The sequence below is a fragment of the Streptomyces sp. NBC_00461 genome (genome assembly GCF_036013935.1).
Classification (GTDB): domain Bacteria; phylum Actinomycetota; class Actinomycetes; order Streptomycetales; family Streptomycetaceae; genus Streptomyces.
Map to the genome: position 1 here is coordinate 8798514 of NZ_CP107902.1, position 13846 is coordinate 8812359.

The 13846-nt window shown below is 70.5% G+C and carries 10 protein-coding genes; 7 read left to right on the forward strand and 3 right to left on the reverse strand.

Going from position 1 to position 13846, the window contains the following annotated elements:
- Positions 1–29: 29 nt before the first annotated feature.
- The 3 genes from OG870_RS40735 to OG870_RS40745 are packed head-to-tail and all read right to left on the reverse strand — an operon-like array spanning position 30 to position 3352.
- The gene (locus OG870_RS40735; protein ID WP_266842589.1) at positions 30–1052 is read right to left on the reverse strand and encodes a TolB family protein; all 1023 of its coding nucleotides are present in this window, start codon (positions 1050–1052) and stop codon (positions 30–32) included.
- 32 nt (positions 1053–1084) lie between these two features.
- Positions 1085–2392 carry an MFS transporter gene (locus tag OG870_RS40740; RefSeq protein WP_266842587.1) on the reverse strand — a complete coding sequence of 436 codons (1308 nt, stop codon included), beginning with the start codon at positions 2390–2392 and terminating at the stop codon, positions 1085–1087.
- A 24-nt stretch (positions 2393–2416) separates the two neighbouring features.
- Positions 2417–3352: a glycosyltransferase gene (locus OG870_RS40745; RefSeq protein WP_266842585.1), complete on the reverse strand. Its 936-nt coding sequence runs from the start codon at positions 3350–3352 to the stop codon at positions 2417–2419.
- Positions 3353–3747: 395 nt separating this feature from the next.
- Here OG870_RS40745 and OG870_RS40750 point away from each other — a divergent pair, with 395 nt between their 5' ends.
- The 7 genes from OG870_RS40750 (at position 3748) to OG870_RS40780 (ending at position 13811) form a co-directional block, all read left to right on the forward strand.
- Complete coding sequence (locus tag OG870_RS40750; RefSeq protein WP_266842583.1) at positions 3748–5076, forward strand: sugar transferase; 1329 nt, start codon at positions 3748–3750, stop codon at positions 5074–5076.
- A 26-nt stretch (positions 5077–5102) separates the two neighbouring features.
- Positions 5103–6158, forward strand: a complete 1056-nt coding sequence (locus OG870_RS40755; protein WP_266591954.1) for a Gfo/Idh/MocA family protein — start codon at positions 5103–5105, stop codon at positions 6156–6158.
- A gap of 24 nt (positions 6159–6182) precedes the next feature.
- Positions 6183–7163 carry an SDR family NAD(P)-dependent oxidoreductase gene (locus tag OG870_RS40760; protein ID WP_266528797.1) on the forward strand — a complete coding sequence of 327 codons (981 nt, stop codon included), beginning with the start codon at positions 6183–6185 and terminating at the stop codon, positions 7161–7163.
- Positions 7160–8299 carry a DegT/DnrJ/EryC1/StrS family aminotransferase gene (locus OG870_RS40765; protein ID WP_266842580.1) on the forward strand — a complete coding sequence of 380 codons (1140 nt, stop codon included), beginning with the start codon at positions 7160–7162 and terminating at the stop codon, positions 8297–8299. Before OG870_RS40760 ends, OG870_RS40765 begins: the two co-directional genes overlap by 4 nt.
- The gene (locus OG870_RS40770; protein WP_266591956.1) at positions 8296–9015 is read left to right on the forward strand and encodes an acetyltransferase; all 720 of its coding nucleotides are present in this window, start codon (positions 8296–8298) and stop codon (positions 9013–9015) included. Before OG870_RS40765 ends, OG870_RS40770 begins: the two co-directional genes overlap by 4 nt.
- A 1-nt stretch (position 9016) precedes the next feature.
- Positions 9017–10135 carry a DegT/DnrJ/EryC1/StrS family aminotransferase gene (locus OG870_RS40775; RefSeq protein ID WP_266842577.1) on the forward strand — a complete coding sequence of 373 codons (1119 nt, stop codon included), beginning with the start codon at positions 9017–9019 and terminating at the stop codon, positions 10133–10135.
- A gap of 139 nt (positions 10136–10274) precedes the next feature.
- On the forward strand, positions 10275–13811 hold the full coding sequence (locus OG870_RS40780; RefSeq protein WP_327692361.1) for a DUF4082 domain-containing protein: 3537 nt from the start codon (positions 10275–10277) through the stop codon (positions 13809–13811).
- Positions 13812–13846: the final 35 nt, after the last annotated feature.

A 13846-nucleotide genomic window follows, 5' to 3' on the forward strand; every position in this document is an offset into this window, starting at 1 on the left:
CGTGCGGGCGCCTGCAGCCGGATGGGTGTCTACAACGGCGCCGGTGAAGAAGCACCGGCGATGAGCAGACGGGGCGTGCCTGTTCCGTCCGCGCGCACGCTCCACAGGTCGCTGCGGCCGACCTTGCCTTCCGTCGGCAGGGCGTAGGCGACGGTGTGGTTGTCGAGCCAGGTGGCCTGGTCGTCGACGCTGTGGCGTTCGGCCAGCGCCGTCTCCTTGAGGGTCCTCAGGTCGAGGACGTACTCGTGCCAGAGGTCGGTCCGGGACAGGATCCGTTTCTTGAAGGCGACGCGGGTCCCGTCGGGGGACAGGGAGGGACACTCCACGTTCTCGGCCAGGGTCGTCACCGTGCGCCGGGAGAGCGAACCCCGCACCAGGAAGGTCTTGTTGGCGGTGTTGAGGGTGGCGTAGAACGTGTCGTCGTCGGAGGCGAAGGTGACGCCCCAGAAGTTGATGTCCGAAGCGTGGTAGGGCTTGCCGTCCCGGACGACGGTGAAGGTCTCCAGGCTGGGAGTCAGCCGCATGGTGCGGGTGTCCAGGATCGAGGTGCGGGTGGAGAAGAAGGCCGAGGAATAGGACTCGCCGGAGACGAACACGGTCCAGGCGACGAGGCGGCCGCTGGGTGAGACCCGGGCTCGGCTGGGGGTGCCCGCGAGCGGGAAGGTGCGCCGGGTGCGGAGGTTCGCGTCCACGAGCAGGGCTCGGTTGCTCTGCTTGAGGACGCCGGTGGTGGACTGGAGGCAGACGCCCGTGCCGGCGGCCGCGTAGAAGCGCGCGCACTTCAGGTCCGAGGCGATGCGCCTGCCGTCGGGGGCGGCGGAGGGAACCGAGGCGACCGCTGTGCGGTGCGGACCGGCAGCCCCATTGACAAAGACCAGGCGGCTCTTCTGATCGAGCGTCAACGTGCCCGCGCCGACCGCGGGTCCGCCCGCCTGTGGCCGGTTGGCGCGGTCCGCGCGGGCGGCGGCGTGCAGGACGACGCCGGTTCCCACGCCCGCGAGCACCAGGACCGCCGCGACGAGTATGAGCAGGCGGCGGCGCGTGGATGTCATCTGGATCCTTGTGGTTCTTGTCGTTGAGGTGGTCATCGGCTTGATTCGGCCGGTCGCAGCACGATGCTCGCGACGCCCGCGCAGCACAGCAGGCCGATCGCCGAGCCGGCCAGGGCCGGGCCGTCTCCCCACACCGTCCAGGCGGCGCCGAAGGCAAGCGAGCAGCAGAACCGGGCCAGCGCCTGGCTGGTGCCGACGAGGGCCAGGCCGCTGGCGCGCAGACGGTCGGGCACGACGGCGGCGAGGGCGGCAGGGAGCACGCCGTCCGTGGCCGCGTAGAACGTGCCGTGCAGGGCGAGTACGGCAACGGGCAGGGCCGGCGTGGCCGGGGCCCACAGAAGGAGGGCGTAGCCGGTGAGCAGAACCGCGTGCCCGGTGAGGAACACGGTGCGGCGCCCGACCCGGTCGGCCAGGGCGCCGACGGGCACGGCCAGCAGCAGGAAGACGGCGGCGGTGCCCAGCGGCAGCAGCGGGAACCACTCCTCACCGATGCCCGCGCGCCGCTGCAGAAGCAGGTAGACGAACGCGTCGCTCACGGTGGTCAGGCCGAGGAGCGCGGCGCACCCGGCGAGCGCCCGGAGTTGGGGCAGGCGCAGCAGTGCCAGCGCTTCGCGTACGCGGACGGGCTGCCTGCCGTCCGCCACAACTGCTTCGTCAGCCGCGTCGTCAGCCGCGTCACCAACTGCTTCGTCCGTCTTCGGGCCGTGGCGTCTGCCCGGCACGAACAGCACCAGCACGAGCACACCGACGGCGGCGACGCACGCGCTCACGCCGAACACGGCGTCGTAGCCGTCCACCGCCGCGCGCAGGATGAGGAAGGCCGCGAGCGGGCCGAGCATCGCGCCGGTGGTGTCCATCGCGCGGTGCACGCCGAAGGCCCGGCCCTGCCGCGCGGCCGGAGTGGACAGGGAGATCATCGCGTCGCGCGGGGCGGTGCGCAGGCCCTTGCCGGTGCGGTCCAGGGCGAGGACCGTGCCGAGTGCGCCGATGCTGCCCGCGAGCAGGAGCAGAGGCTTGCACAGCGCGGACAGGCCGTAGCCGAGCCCCGCCATCAGCTTGTGGTTGCGCACCCGGTCGGCGAGGTGGCCGCCGGTCAGCTGGACCAGTGCGCTGACGCCGTTGTAGACGCCGTCGAGGGTGCCGAATCCCAGCGGGCTGAAGCCGAGCGTGGTGACGAGGTACAGCGGCAGGACGGCGGTGACCATTTCCGAGGATATGTCGGTGATCAGGCTGACCGTGCCCAGCACGAGGACGACCGGGGCGACCGTGCGCCCCGGTCCGCGTCTTCGGGGCCGGTCGGTGCCCGCCTTCACAGGCGCGGAACGGTCGGTGAGGTACAAGAGGTGGCTCCTGGTGCGGTGGGATCAGTTCTGCCGGCTGCTCTCGTCCCGTAGCCAGGTGCCGAAGTCCTGTGCCCGGATGGCCTTTCTGGCTCCCCGCCGGGCGGCGACCGCTGCCGCGAGGAAGACCACGACGCTCGCGAACAGTTTCGGTTCGCCGCGGACCAGGGCCACGAGATCCGCCTTGCTCGTGCGCGTCGGGACTTCTTCCGGTTCTTGGTGCGGATCGACGGGTTCCTGACGTGGATTGGCCGGTTCCTGATGCCGCTCGACCGGTGTCTGATGCTGTTCGACCGGTGTCTGATGCTGTTCGATCTGGGCGGTGGACACCGCCGCCCGGATCCGTCGCTTGATCAAGTCCCGCCAGGTGCGCGGCGGTTGGATCACGACACGGGCCTCGGCGACCACGAGCCGCTCCTTCGGGGCGAACGCCAGGGAGGCGGCCAGGTCGTCCGCCATCAGCGGCGGCAGCGCCGCGATCCGGGTGTGCCCGGCCTTGGAGACCGCGATGACGCCCCGGCCGAACAGCCCCTCGCGTACGGCGGGGAGACGCCGCCACGCCTGGTAGTAGGCGCGTACCCGCCATGCGCAGGCGGCGAGCGGAATCTCTCGTTCGGGGGCGGTGGCGAGGATGCCCGAGGCCTCGTCCCGCAGCGGCTCGGCCAGCACCCGCACCCCGGCGCCCGTGATCACGACGTCCGCGTCCACGTAGATGCGGGGAAAGCCGCGCGCGTGGTCGTCACCCGCCCGCAGAGCGGCGTGCTTGGACGGGACGGGGATCTCCAGCACCCGCACGCGCGGCCCACGGGAAGCCGCGATCCGCGCGGTGCCGTCCGTGCAGCCATTGCATACGACAAGGATGTCGGTGTCGTCCTCAGGGGCGGAATCGGCCAACAGTGAATCGAGGAGTCTGCCGATGACAGGCGCCTCATTGTGGGCCGGGATCACGATGCTGGTCACGCGGGCAGTATGCCGTCGGTGTCACTAATGCGACATGTGTTTCGTCCAACTGTTCCCGAGACCGCGCCCCGTGGTCTAGATTGACGATCGCCGGACCGGTTTGGGTGGGGAACAGGTTCTTGATGGCATCTCACGGTACGGCTTTGTGAATGGATTTGATCAGACAGGCCAGCATGCTGGAAGCCTGAGGCGGTTGGGGAACTGCCGAAGCTTCCATCACTTTCCAGTGCCGCTTCGTCGAGGGCGCTTCGGTCAGGGGTAGCCGCGCATGTGGTGGGGGGCGCATGACCATTGAGGTCACGCATGAGCAAGTGGTTGTGGAACACAGGCGTCCACAAGGTCGCCGAAGACGTTGGGAACGGAAGTATCGGATCGTTCTGCTGGTCGCGGACGGCTTGGCAGCCGCTGCCGCGGCCTTCCTGATCCACGCTGCCTACGGCCGCTGGGCGGTGGCCCTGGTACTGCCGCCGACCTGGATCCTGGCCATGCTGGCCCACCGCTCCTACGACCGCAGCACGCTGGGTCTGGGCACCGAGGAGTACCGACGGGTGCTGCGAGGCGCCGTCGCACTGCCGGCGCTGGCCGCGGTCGCGCACTGGCTGTTCACCCATGACTCGGGCCTCCTTCATGACATGACCATGGCCGCGATCCCGGTGGCCGCGATCGCCCTGCCGGTCCGGTACCTGCTGCGCCGCCGGCTGCACAGACGGTGGGCGAGGGGCCGGGACCGCAGCGCGACGCTCCTGATCGGGCCGGCGAACGGCATCGTGGAGCTGGTCCGAGTGCTGCGGCGCGGCGGCACGCACGAACTGCAGGCCGTCGGCGTGTGTCTGAGCGACCCGGAAAACGCCGCGGAGGTACGCAAGTTGGGCCTCCCCGTCCTCGGCGGCTTCGGCGACATGAACGACGTCGTCCACGCCCTCGGCGTCAGCACCGTGGTGGCGCTGCCGGTTCCCGACTCCGATTTCTCCGCCCTGCGCCGGATGTCCTGGGCGGCGGCCGCACAGGGCGTCGACTTCCTGCTCGCCCCCGTACTGGCCGACGTGTCCACCTCACGCCTGGCGGTACGGCCCACCAACGGGGTGCCGCTGGTGCGGATCAAGGCCCCCGACCTCTCGCGGACCTCCCGGGTGCCCAAGGAACTGCTGGACCGTTCCTTCGCGGGGGCGCTCCTGCTGCTCCTCGCGCTGCCCATGCTGCTGATCGCCCTGATCGTCCGGCTGGACAGTTCCGGGGCGGCACTCTTCCGGCAGCAGCGGGTGGGCCGGTACGGCGACCACTTCACCATGCTGAAGTTCCGCACGATGCGGCCGGACTCGGAGGCCCTGAGGGCAGAGCTGGAGCACCTCAACCAGAACAGCGACGGCCTGTTGTTCAAGGTGAGGAAGGACCCGCGGATCACCCGGGTCGGCTCGTTCCTCCGCCGCAGCTCGCTCGACGAACTGCCCCAGCTCATCAACGTCGCCCGGGGCCACATGTCGCTCGTCGGCCCCCGCCCGCCGCTGCCCGAGGAGGTCGAGGAGTACACGCCGGACGTCAAGCGCCGGCTGCTCGTCAAGCCAGGGCTCACCGGACTGTGGCAGGTCAGCGGTCGTTCCGACCTGCCCTGGGACGAGGCGGTCCGGCTCGATCTCGGATACGTGGACAACTGGTCGATGGGCCTGGACCTGTCGATCCTGGCGCGCACCGGGTCCGCGGTGGTGCGAGGAACGGGGGCCTACTGATGGACCGAGAGAAGAAGAGGAACCAAGTGACTGAGACCACGCAGCCGTTGGGGGTCGCGGTCGTCGGGGCCGGCTACTGGGGCCCCAACCTCGTACGCAACTTCCAGGCCAGCGACCGGTTCCGGCTGCGCTGGCTGTGCGACCTCGACGTGGACCGGGCCCAGCGGGTCCTCGGCGGCTACTCGACGGTCCAGGCCACCGCCGACTACGCGGCCGTCCTCGCCGACCCCGACGTGGCAGCCGTCGCCGTGGCCACGCCCGCCGGCACCCACCTCGACATCGCCCTGGCCGCCCTGCGCGCCGGCAAGCACGTCCTCGTGGAGAAGCCGCTGGCGGCGACCTACGCCGACGGGATGCGCCTGGTGGCCGAGGCGGAGGAGCGCGGCCTCACCCTGATGTGCGACCACACCTACTGCTACACGCCCGCCGTGGGCCGCATCCGGGAACTGGTCCGCTCCGGCGAACTCGGCGAGATCCACTTCGTCGACTCGGTCCGCATCAACCTCGGGCTCGTCCAGAAGGACATCGACGTGATGTGGGACCTGGCCCCGCACGACCTGTCGATCCTGGACTTCATCCTCCCCGACAACGTCGAGCCCGTCGCCGTGGCCGCCCACGGGGCCGACCCGATCGGCGCCGGCCAGGCCTGCGTGGCCTACCTGACGCTCCAGCTCAACACCGGGGCCATCGCCCACGTGCACGTCAACTGGCTGTCGCCGACCAAGGTGCGCACCACCATGGTGGGCGGCTCCAAGCGCACCCTTGTCTGGGACGACCTCAACCCCGCCCAGCGCGTGGCCATCTTCGACCGGGGGGTGGACCTGGCCTCGCCGCAGGAGATCGGCGCGGACGAGCGCCGGGACATGCTCATCTCGTACCGCTCCGGCGACATGGTCGCGCCCGCCATCGGCGAGAAGGAAGCGCTGCGCAGCATGGTCGACGAGTTCGGCGACGCCATCAGAGCGGGCCGGGCGCCGCTGACCGACGGGCGGGCGGGCCTCAGGGTGCTGGACATCCTTGAGGCGGCGTCCCGGAGTCTCGAATTCAAGGGCGCGGTCGTCGGCCTGCGCGCCGGGCGTTGACCGATCCGAACAGCTGAGAGGTAAGTGCAGTTGAGCAGCGTACGAGGCAAGAAGATCCTGGTCACCGGGGGAGCGGGCACCATCGGCTCCAACCTCGTCGACCTCCTGGCCGAGGGCGGCGCCCGCGAGATCGTCGTACTCGACAACTTCGTGCGCGGACGGCGGGCCAACCTCGCGCGGGCCCTGCCCAGCGGCGTCGTGGAGGTCGTCGAGGGCGACGTCCGGGACGCCGAGACCGTTCGGAAGGTCACCGAGGGCGCCGACCTGGTGTTCCACCTCGCCGCCATCCGCATCACCCAGTGCGCGGAGGAGCCGCGGCTGGCCAACGAGGTCCTGGTCAACGGCACCTTCAACGTCCTGGAAGCGGCCGCGGAGGCCGGGGTCGCCAAGGTGATCGCCTCCTCCTCGGCGTCCGTCTACGGCATGGCCGAGACCTTCCCGACGACCGAGCGCCACCACCCGTACAACAACGACACCTTCTACGGCGCCGCCAAGGCCTTCAACGAGGGCATGCTGCGCAGCTTCCACGCCATGTACGGCCTGGACTACGTGGCGCTGCGCTACTTCAACGTCTACGGCCCCCGCATGGACATCCACGGCCTCTACACCGAGGTGCTCATCCGCTGGATGGAACGCATCGAGGCGGGCGAGCCGCCGCTGATCCTCGGCGACGGCACACAGACCATGGACTTCGTCGACGTCCGCGACATCGCCAGAGCCAACGTGCTGGCCGCCGAGTCGGACCTCACCGACGAGGTGTTCAACATCGCCAGCGGCACGGAGACCTCGCTGAAGGAACTCGCCGAGGGGCTGCTGGAGGCGATGGGGGCCCAGGGCCTGGAGCCGGAGCACGGGCCCGCCCGCGCGGTGAACGGCGTGACCCGCCGCCTCGCGGACACCTCGCACGCCGCCGAACGCCTCGGCTTCACCGCGCAGATCGACCTGCGCACCGGGCTGCGCGATCTGGTCGAGTGGTGGCGCGCGGAGCGGGAGGCGGCCAAGTGAGCACCGACCGCATCCCGGTGATGATCCCCTGGCTCGGCGAGGAGGAGGCCGCCGCCGTCTCCGAAGCCGTCCTGTCCGGATGGGTCGCCCAGGGGCCGAGGGTCGCCGCCTTCGAGAAGGCCTTCGCCGAACGGGTGGGAGCCGAGCACGGCATCGCCGTCAGCTCCTGCACCACCGCCCTGCACCTGTCGCTCGTCGCACTCGGCCTCGGGCCCGGCGACGAGGTCGTGGTGCCCTCGCTGTCGTTCATCGCCACCGCCAACGCCGTCCGATACGTCGGCGCCGAGCCGGTGTTCGCCGACGTCGAGCCGGCCACCGGCAACCTGACTCCGGCCACCGTGGACGCGGTGCGCACCCCGCGTACCAAGGCCGTCCTCGCCGTCCACCAGGGCGGTGTACCGGCCGACGTGCACGCCCTGCGCGCCGCCTGCGCCGACTGGGACCTGCGCCTGGTCGAGGACGCGGCCTGCGCCATCGGCTCGACGGTGGGCGGCAAGCCCGTCGGCCACGGGGCGCTGCTCGCCGCCTGGTCCTTCCACCCGCGAAAGCTCGTCACCACGGGCGAGGGCGGAATGATCACCACGGACGACGCCGAGTGGGCGGCCCGCCTGCGCAGGCTGCGTGAGCACGGCATGAACGCCTCCGCGGCGGACCGCCACGCGAGCAACAAGCCGGTCCTGGAAAGCTACCTGGAAGTCGGCTTCAACTACCGGATGACCGACGTCCAGGCCGCGATCGGCCTGGTCCAGCTGGGCAGACTCGACGCGATGATCGCGCGCCGCCGCGAACTGGCGGCCCGCTACGACGACTTGCTGCACGACGTCCCCGGCCTCACCCCCGTACGCGATCCCGAGCACGGGCAGTCCAACTTCCAGTCCTACTGGGTGCTGCTGGACGAGGACTTCCCCGTCGGCCGGGACGACCTGCTCGCCGCGCTCGCCGAGGCCGGCGTCTCCGCCCGCCGCGGGATCATGGCCGCGCACCTCGAACCCGCCTACGCGGACCACCCGAGCGCACCGCTGCCGGTCACCGAACGGATCACCCGCCGCTCGCTGATTCTGCCCCTGTTCCACACCATGACCGAGGCCCAGCAGGACCGCGTCGTGACCGCACTGCGCGAACAGGCCCGAAGATGAACGAACTTGTCATCGTCGGCGCGGGCGGCTTCGCCCGGGAGACCGCACAGGCCGCCGCGGACGCGGGCGAGTACAAACTGCTCGGGCACCTCGACGACAACCCCGCCCTGCACGGCACCGAGGTGGACGGCGTGCCCGTCCTCGGCGGCTGCGGCCTGGTCCACGACCTGCCCGAGGCCCGGGTGGTGATCTGTGTGGGCAACCCCGGGGACTACGCGGCCCGCGCCCGCCTGGTCCGCAGGCTCGCTCTGCCCACGGACCGCTGGGCCACCGTGATCCATCCGACGGCGTCGGTGTCCGCGACGTCCGAAGTCGGCCCCGGCTCGGTGCTGCTCGCGCACTGCGCCCTGACCGCCGCCGTGCGGGTGGGCGCACATGTCGCCGTGATGCCCCATGTCGTCCTCACCCATGACGACGTGGTCGAGGACTACGCCACGCTCGCCTCCGGCGTCCGCCTGGGCGGGGGAGCGCGGCTGGAACAGGGCGCCTATGCGGGCTCCGGAGCCCTGGTCAGGGAGGGTACGACGATCGGCGCCTGGTCGCTGGTCGGGATGGGGAGCGCAGTTCTCGGCGATGTACCGCCGGGCGAGGTCTGGGTGGGGAGCCCGGCCCGACGGCTGCGCGCCGCGCCCGCGCCCGCGCTGGACGAACTTGCGGCTGAACAGGACATGCGACGCGAACAGGACTCGCGACGCGAACAGTGGGGGGACCGCTGACATGAACCACATTCCGCTCGTGGACCTCAAGGCGGCCCACGAGGAGGTCGCCGACGAGGTACGCGCCGGATTCGAACGAATCCTGGCCAACACCGCGTTCGTAGGCGGCGACGAGGTCCGCCTCTTCGAGCGCGAATACGCCGACTTCGGCCGCGTCGGACACTGCGTGGGCGTCGCCAACGGCACCGACGCCGTCGAACTCGCCCTGCGCGCAAGCGGGGTCGGCCCCGGCGACGAGGTCGTGGTGCCCGCCAACACCTTCATCGCCACCGCGGGCGCGGTGGCGAGAATCGGTGCGCGACCGGTCCTGGTGGACTGCCTGCCCGACACCTTCCTGCTCGATCCGCAGGCCGCACTGGACGCGGTCGGACCCGCCACCCGCGCGGTCGTCCCCGTCCACCTCTACGGGCAGATGGCCGACGTGACGACGCTGACCGCCCAACTGCCCGGCCACGTACGGATCGTCGAGGACGCGGCCCAGAGCCAGGGCGCGGCCCGGGACGGCCGGACGCCGGGCAGCGGCGGCATAGCGGCCACCAGCTTCTACCCGGGCAAGAACCTGGGCGCTTACGGCGACGCGGGCGCCGTGCTCACCGACGAAGAGGAACGCGCCGGCCTGGTACGCGCGATCGCCAACCACGGCGGAGTCGCCAAGTACCGCCACGACGTGCCCGGTTTCAACAGCCGCCTGGACGGACTGCAGGCCGTCGTCCTGCGCGCGAAGCTGGCCCGGCTGGCGGACGGCAACGCGGCCCGGCGGGCGGCCGCGGCCCGCTACGACGAGCTGCTCGCCGGCCTCGCGGCCACCGGCCGGATCGTGCTCCCGGCCACGGCACCCGGCAACCTCCACGTCTGGCACCTGTACGTCGTCCAGATCGCCGACGCCGACCGCGACGACGTCGTCGGCAAGCTCAACGCCGAGGGCATCGGCGCCGGCGTGCACTACCCCGCCCCGGTCCACCTCACCCCGGCGTACCGCCAACTCGACTACTCCCGCGGTGACTTCCCGAACGCCGAGAAGGCGGCGGACCGGATCCTGTCGCTGCCGCTGTACCCGCAGATCACCCATGACCAGCAGCAACGCGTCGTGGAGTCGTTCACCGCCGCGCTCGGAAGCTGACCGGTCCCCGGCGTTCCACGCACCATCCCCGGCTCCACGGGCCGGTCCAGCACAGCACCGCTGAGAGGTACACATGAAAAGTTGGGGCAGACGGATCCGGGGCGGGCGCCTCGCCGTCGTAGCAGGACTGATATTGGCGGTGCTCCCGCTGGCCGGGTCGGCGCAGGCGGCGTCCGATCCGTGCGGGTCGGGCTCGAACCCCGTCGTCTGTGAGAACTCCAAGCCGGGCACCCCGAAGACCGACTGGTTCTCGCCCAACGCCTACGGTGACATCAAGGGCTTCTCCACCAAAGAGAGCGTCCAGGCGGGTGACACCGTCCAGTTCAAGGTCCAGTCGAAGACCTCGTACCACGTCGAGATCTACCGTCTGGGCTGGTACGGCGGCGACGGCGCGCGCGAGATGTCGACCGCGGCCCAGGCGGCCGTGACCTACCCGGCCAACTACACGACCAAGCCCGCCAGTTGCACCACCAAGAGCGGTACCGGCCTGGTCGACTGCGGCAACTGGCCCGTGACCGTCAACTGGACCGTGCCCAGCGACGCCGTGTCCGGTCTCTACATCGCGAATCTGACACAGACCGACGGCGACGGCCTGATGCCGTACCCGTTCGTGGTCCGCAAGGACTCCAGCACCTCCGACGTCGTCGTGCAGACCAGCGACGAGACCTGGCAGGCCTACAACGACTACGGCGGTCAGGACCTCTACGGCGGCACCGGGCCCGCCCCTGACGGCCGCGCCTACGAGGTCAGCTACAACCGGCCGCTGGACATCGGCGGCGACAACGGCATCTACGGCTCCGAGTACATGATGCTGTCCTGGCTGGAGCGCAACGGCTACGACGTCAGCTACACCTCCGGGGTGGACGTGTCGTCGTCGAGCGGCGCCACCCTGCTGAAGAAGCACAAGGTGTACCTGTCCTCCGGCCACGACGAGTACTGGACGCAGAGCCAGTACTCCAACGTCCTGGCGGCCCGCAAGGCAGGCGTCCGGCAGGGCTACTTCAGCGGCAACGAGGTCTTCTGGAAGACCCGGCTCACCCCCAGCATCGACGGCACGAACACGGCCGACCGCACCCTGGTCTGCTACAAGATGACCAAGATGGCGCAGAACAACGGCATCGCCGACCCCAGCGGCATCTGGACCGGCACCTGGATGGACCCGGCCAGTACCGGCTACGGGCAGGACTACCAGCCGCCGAACATCCTCACCGGCTCCATGTTCACGGTGAACGGCTACCGCAGCGACGCCATCACCGTCCCCGGTTCCTACGGCAAGAACCGGATCTGGCGCAACACCTCCATCGCGAACCTGACGTCGAGCCAGACCGCCACCTTCCCGACGGGCACGCTCGGCTACGAGTGGGACAGCGACATCGACAACAGCACCCGGCCCGCCGGGGCGATCGACGTGTCCTCCACGACGGTGGACATCAACGACGCCAAGCTCCGCATGGACTGGGGCAACGTCTACGGCAACGGCACGGCGACGCACAACCTCGTCGAGTTCCGCGACCAGGACTCCGGCGCCCTGGTGTTCGGGTCGGGGACCGTGCAGTGGTCGTGGGGCCTGACCAACGTCCCGACCTACAACCCCGACGACACGGTGGTCACCGAGGACTCCCGGATGCAGCAGGCCACGCTGAACGTCCTCGCCGACATGGGCGTCCAGCCGCTGACCCGGCAGAGCAACCTCGTCGCCGCGACGGCCTCCACCGACACCACCGGCCCGTCCGTCACCGTGACGAGCCCGGCCTCCGGGGTCACCGTCCCGGCGCTGAAGCCGGTCACCATCAAGGGCACCGCCTCCGACTCCGGCGGTGCGGTGGCCCGCGTGGAGGTGTCCACGGACGGCGGATCAACCTGGAAGGCCGCCACCGGCCTCACCTCCTGGAGCTTCAGCTGGACCCCGACGACGCCGGGACCGGCGTCGGTCAAGGTCCGCGCGGTCGACGACAGCGTCAACATCGGCTCCGTCACCACCGTCCCGCTGGCCGTCGGCCCCCAGGCCTGCCCCTGCACCGTCTGGCCGGCCTCGGCCGTGCCCGGCACCGTCAACGCGGGTGACGGCAGCTCCCTGGAACTCGGCGTCAAGTTCCGCACCACCGTGGCCGGTTCCATCACCGGTGTCCGCTTCTACAAGTCGCCCGCCAACACCGGCACTCACACCGGCAGCCTGTGGACCGCCTCCGGCACCCGCCTGGCCACCGGCACCTTCAGCGGCGAGACGGCCTCGGGCTGGCAGCAGCTGAACTTCGCCACCCCGGTCACCGTCAAGGCCAACACCACTTACGTCGCCTCCTACTTCGCCCCCAACGGCGGATACTCCTACGACGGCGGCTACTTCAACGACGGCGCCGCGGGCCTGGCCCCGCTCACCGCACTCAAAACCGGCACCGACGGCGGCAACGGCGTCTTCCACTACGGCTCGACCAGCGCCTTCCCGTCCTCGCAGTCCTCGGGCAGCAACTACTGGGTCGACGTGGTGCTGGACACCTCGACGGCCAGTACGACCCCGCCCACCGTCAGCTCGACCTCCCCGACGTCCGGGGCGACGGGCACATCGATCACGGCACCGGTCTCGGCCACCTTCAGTTCGGCGGTCGACCCCGACAGTGTGACGTTCACCGTGAAGGACCCGGACGGCGCCACCGTGCCGGGGGCGGCCACGCTGCCCGCGTCGAACAAGGTGACCTTCACTCCGTCGACGGAGCTGGAGCTGCACACCACGTACACCGCCTCCATCCAGGCCTCCGACGTGTGGGGCAACGCCATGGCGGACCCGGTGACCTGGTCCTTCACGACCAGTTCCACCCCGCCCGCGGTCACCTGCCCCTGCACGCTGTGGAGTTCGTCCGCCGTGCCGGCCACACCCGACACGACCGGTGACACCAACTCCCTGGAGCTGGGCACTCGCTTCACGTCCTCGGCGGACGGCTGGATCACCGGCGTCACGTTCTACAAGGGCACCGGCAACACGGGCACCCACACCGGCAGCCTGTGGACCGACGGCGGCACGCTGCTGGCCGGCGGCACCTTCACCAACGAGACGGCCTCCGGCTGGCAGACGCTGACCTTCGCCACCCCGGTGGCCGTCACCGCCGACACGCCGTACGTCGTCTCCTACCACGCGCCCCACGGCAACTACGCGGTGGACGGCGGCTACTTCGCGGCAGCCCACCAGTCGTATCCGCTCACGGCCACGGCCGACACCACCGCGCACCACAACGGGCTCTACCGCTACGGCAGCGACTCGGCCTTCCCCAACGGTTCCTACGGATCCGCGAACTACTGGGTGGGCCCCGTCTTCACCGCCGAGAACCCGAGCGCCTCCCTGGCGTCGGCCACCGCCTCGGAGGTGACCGCGGCCTCGGTGGCGCACACCGCCGACGCGGCGAACGCCCTGGTCATGACCGTGGACAAGAACGCCGCGGTGTCGTTGGTGAAGGCGACCGTGACCATTGTGAAGGGGTCCAAGGCCGCCAGGAAGCTCCACGTGACGGCCGTCGTCTCCTACAACCGGGCGACCCACAAGGCGACCGTCGCTCTGTCCGCCCCGTTGCCGGACGGCACCCGGTTCAAGATCACGGTCAAGGCCGAGGACAAGCACCACCACACGGTGAAGTCCGACAGCTGGACCCTGACGAGCAGGACCGTCTTCAAGAAGACAAAGAACTGACCCGTCCGACCGCACCGTCGGTGGTCCGCGCCCAG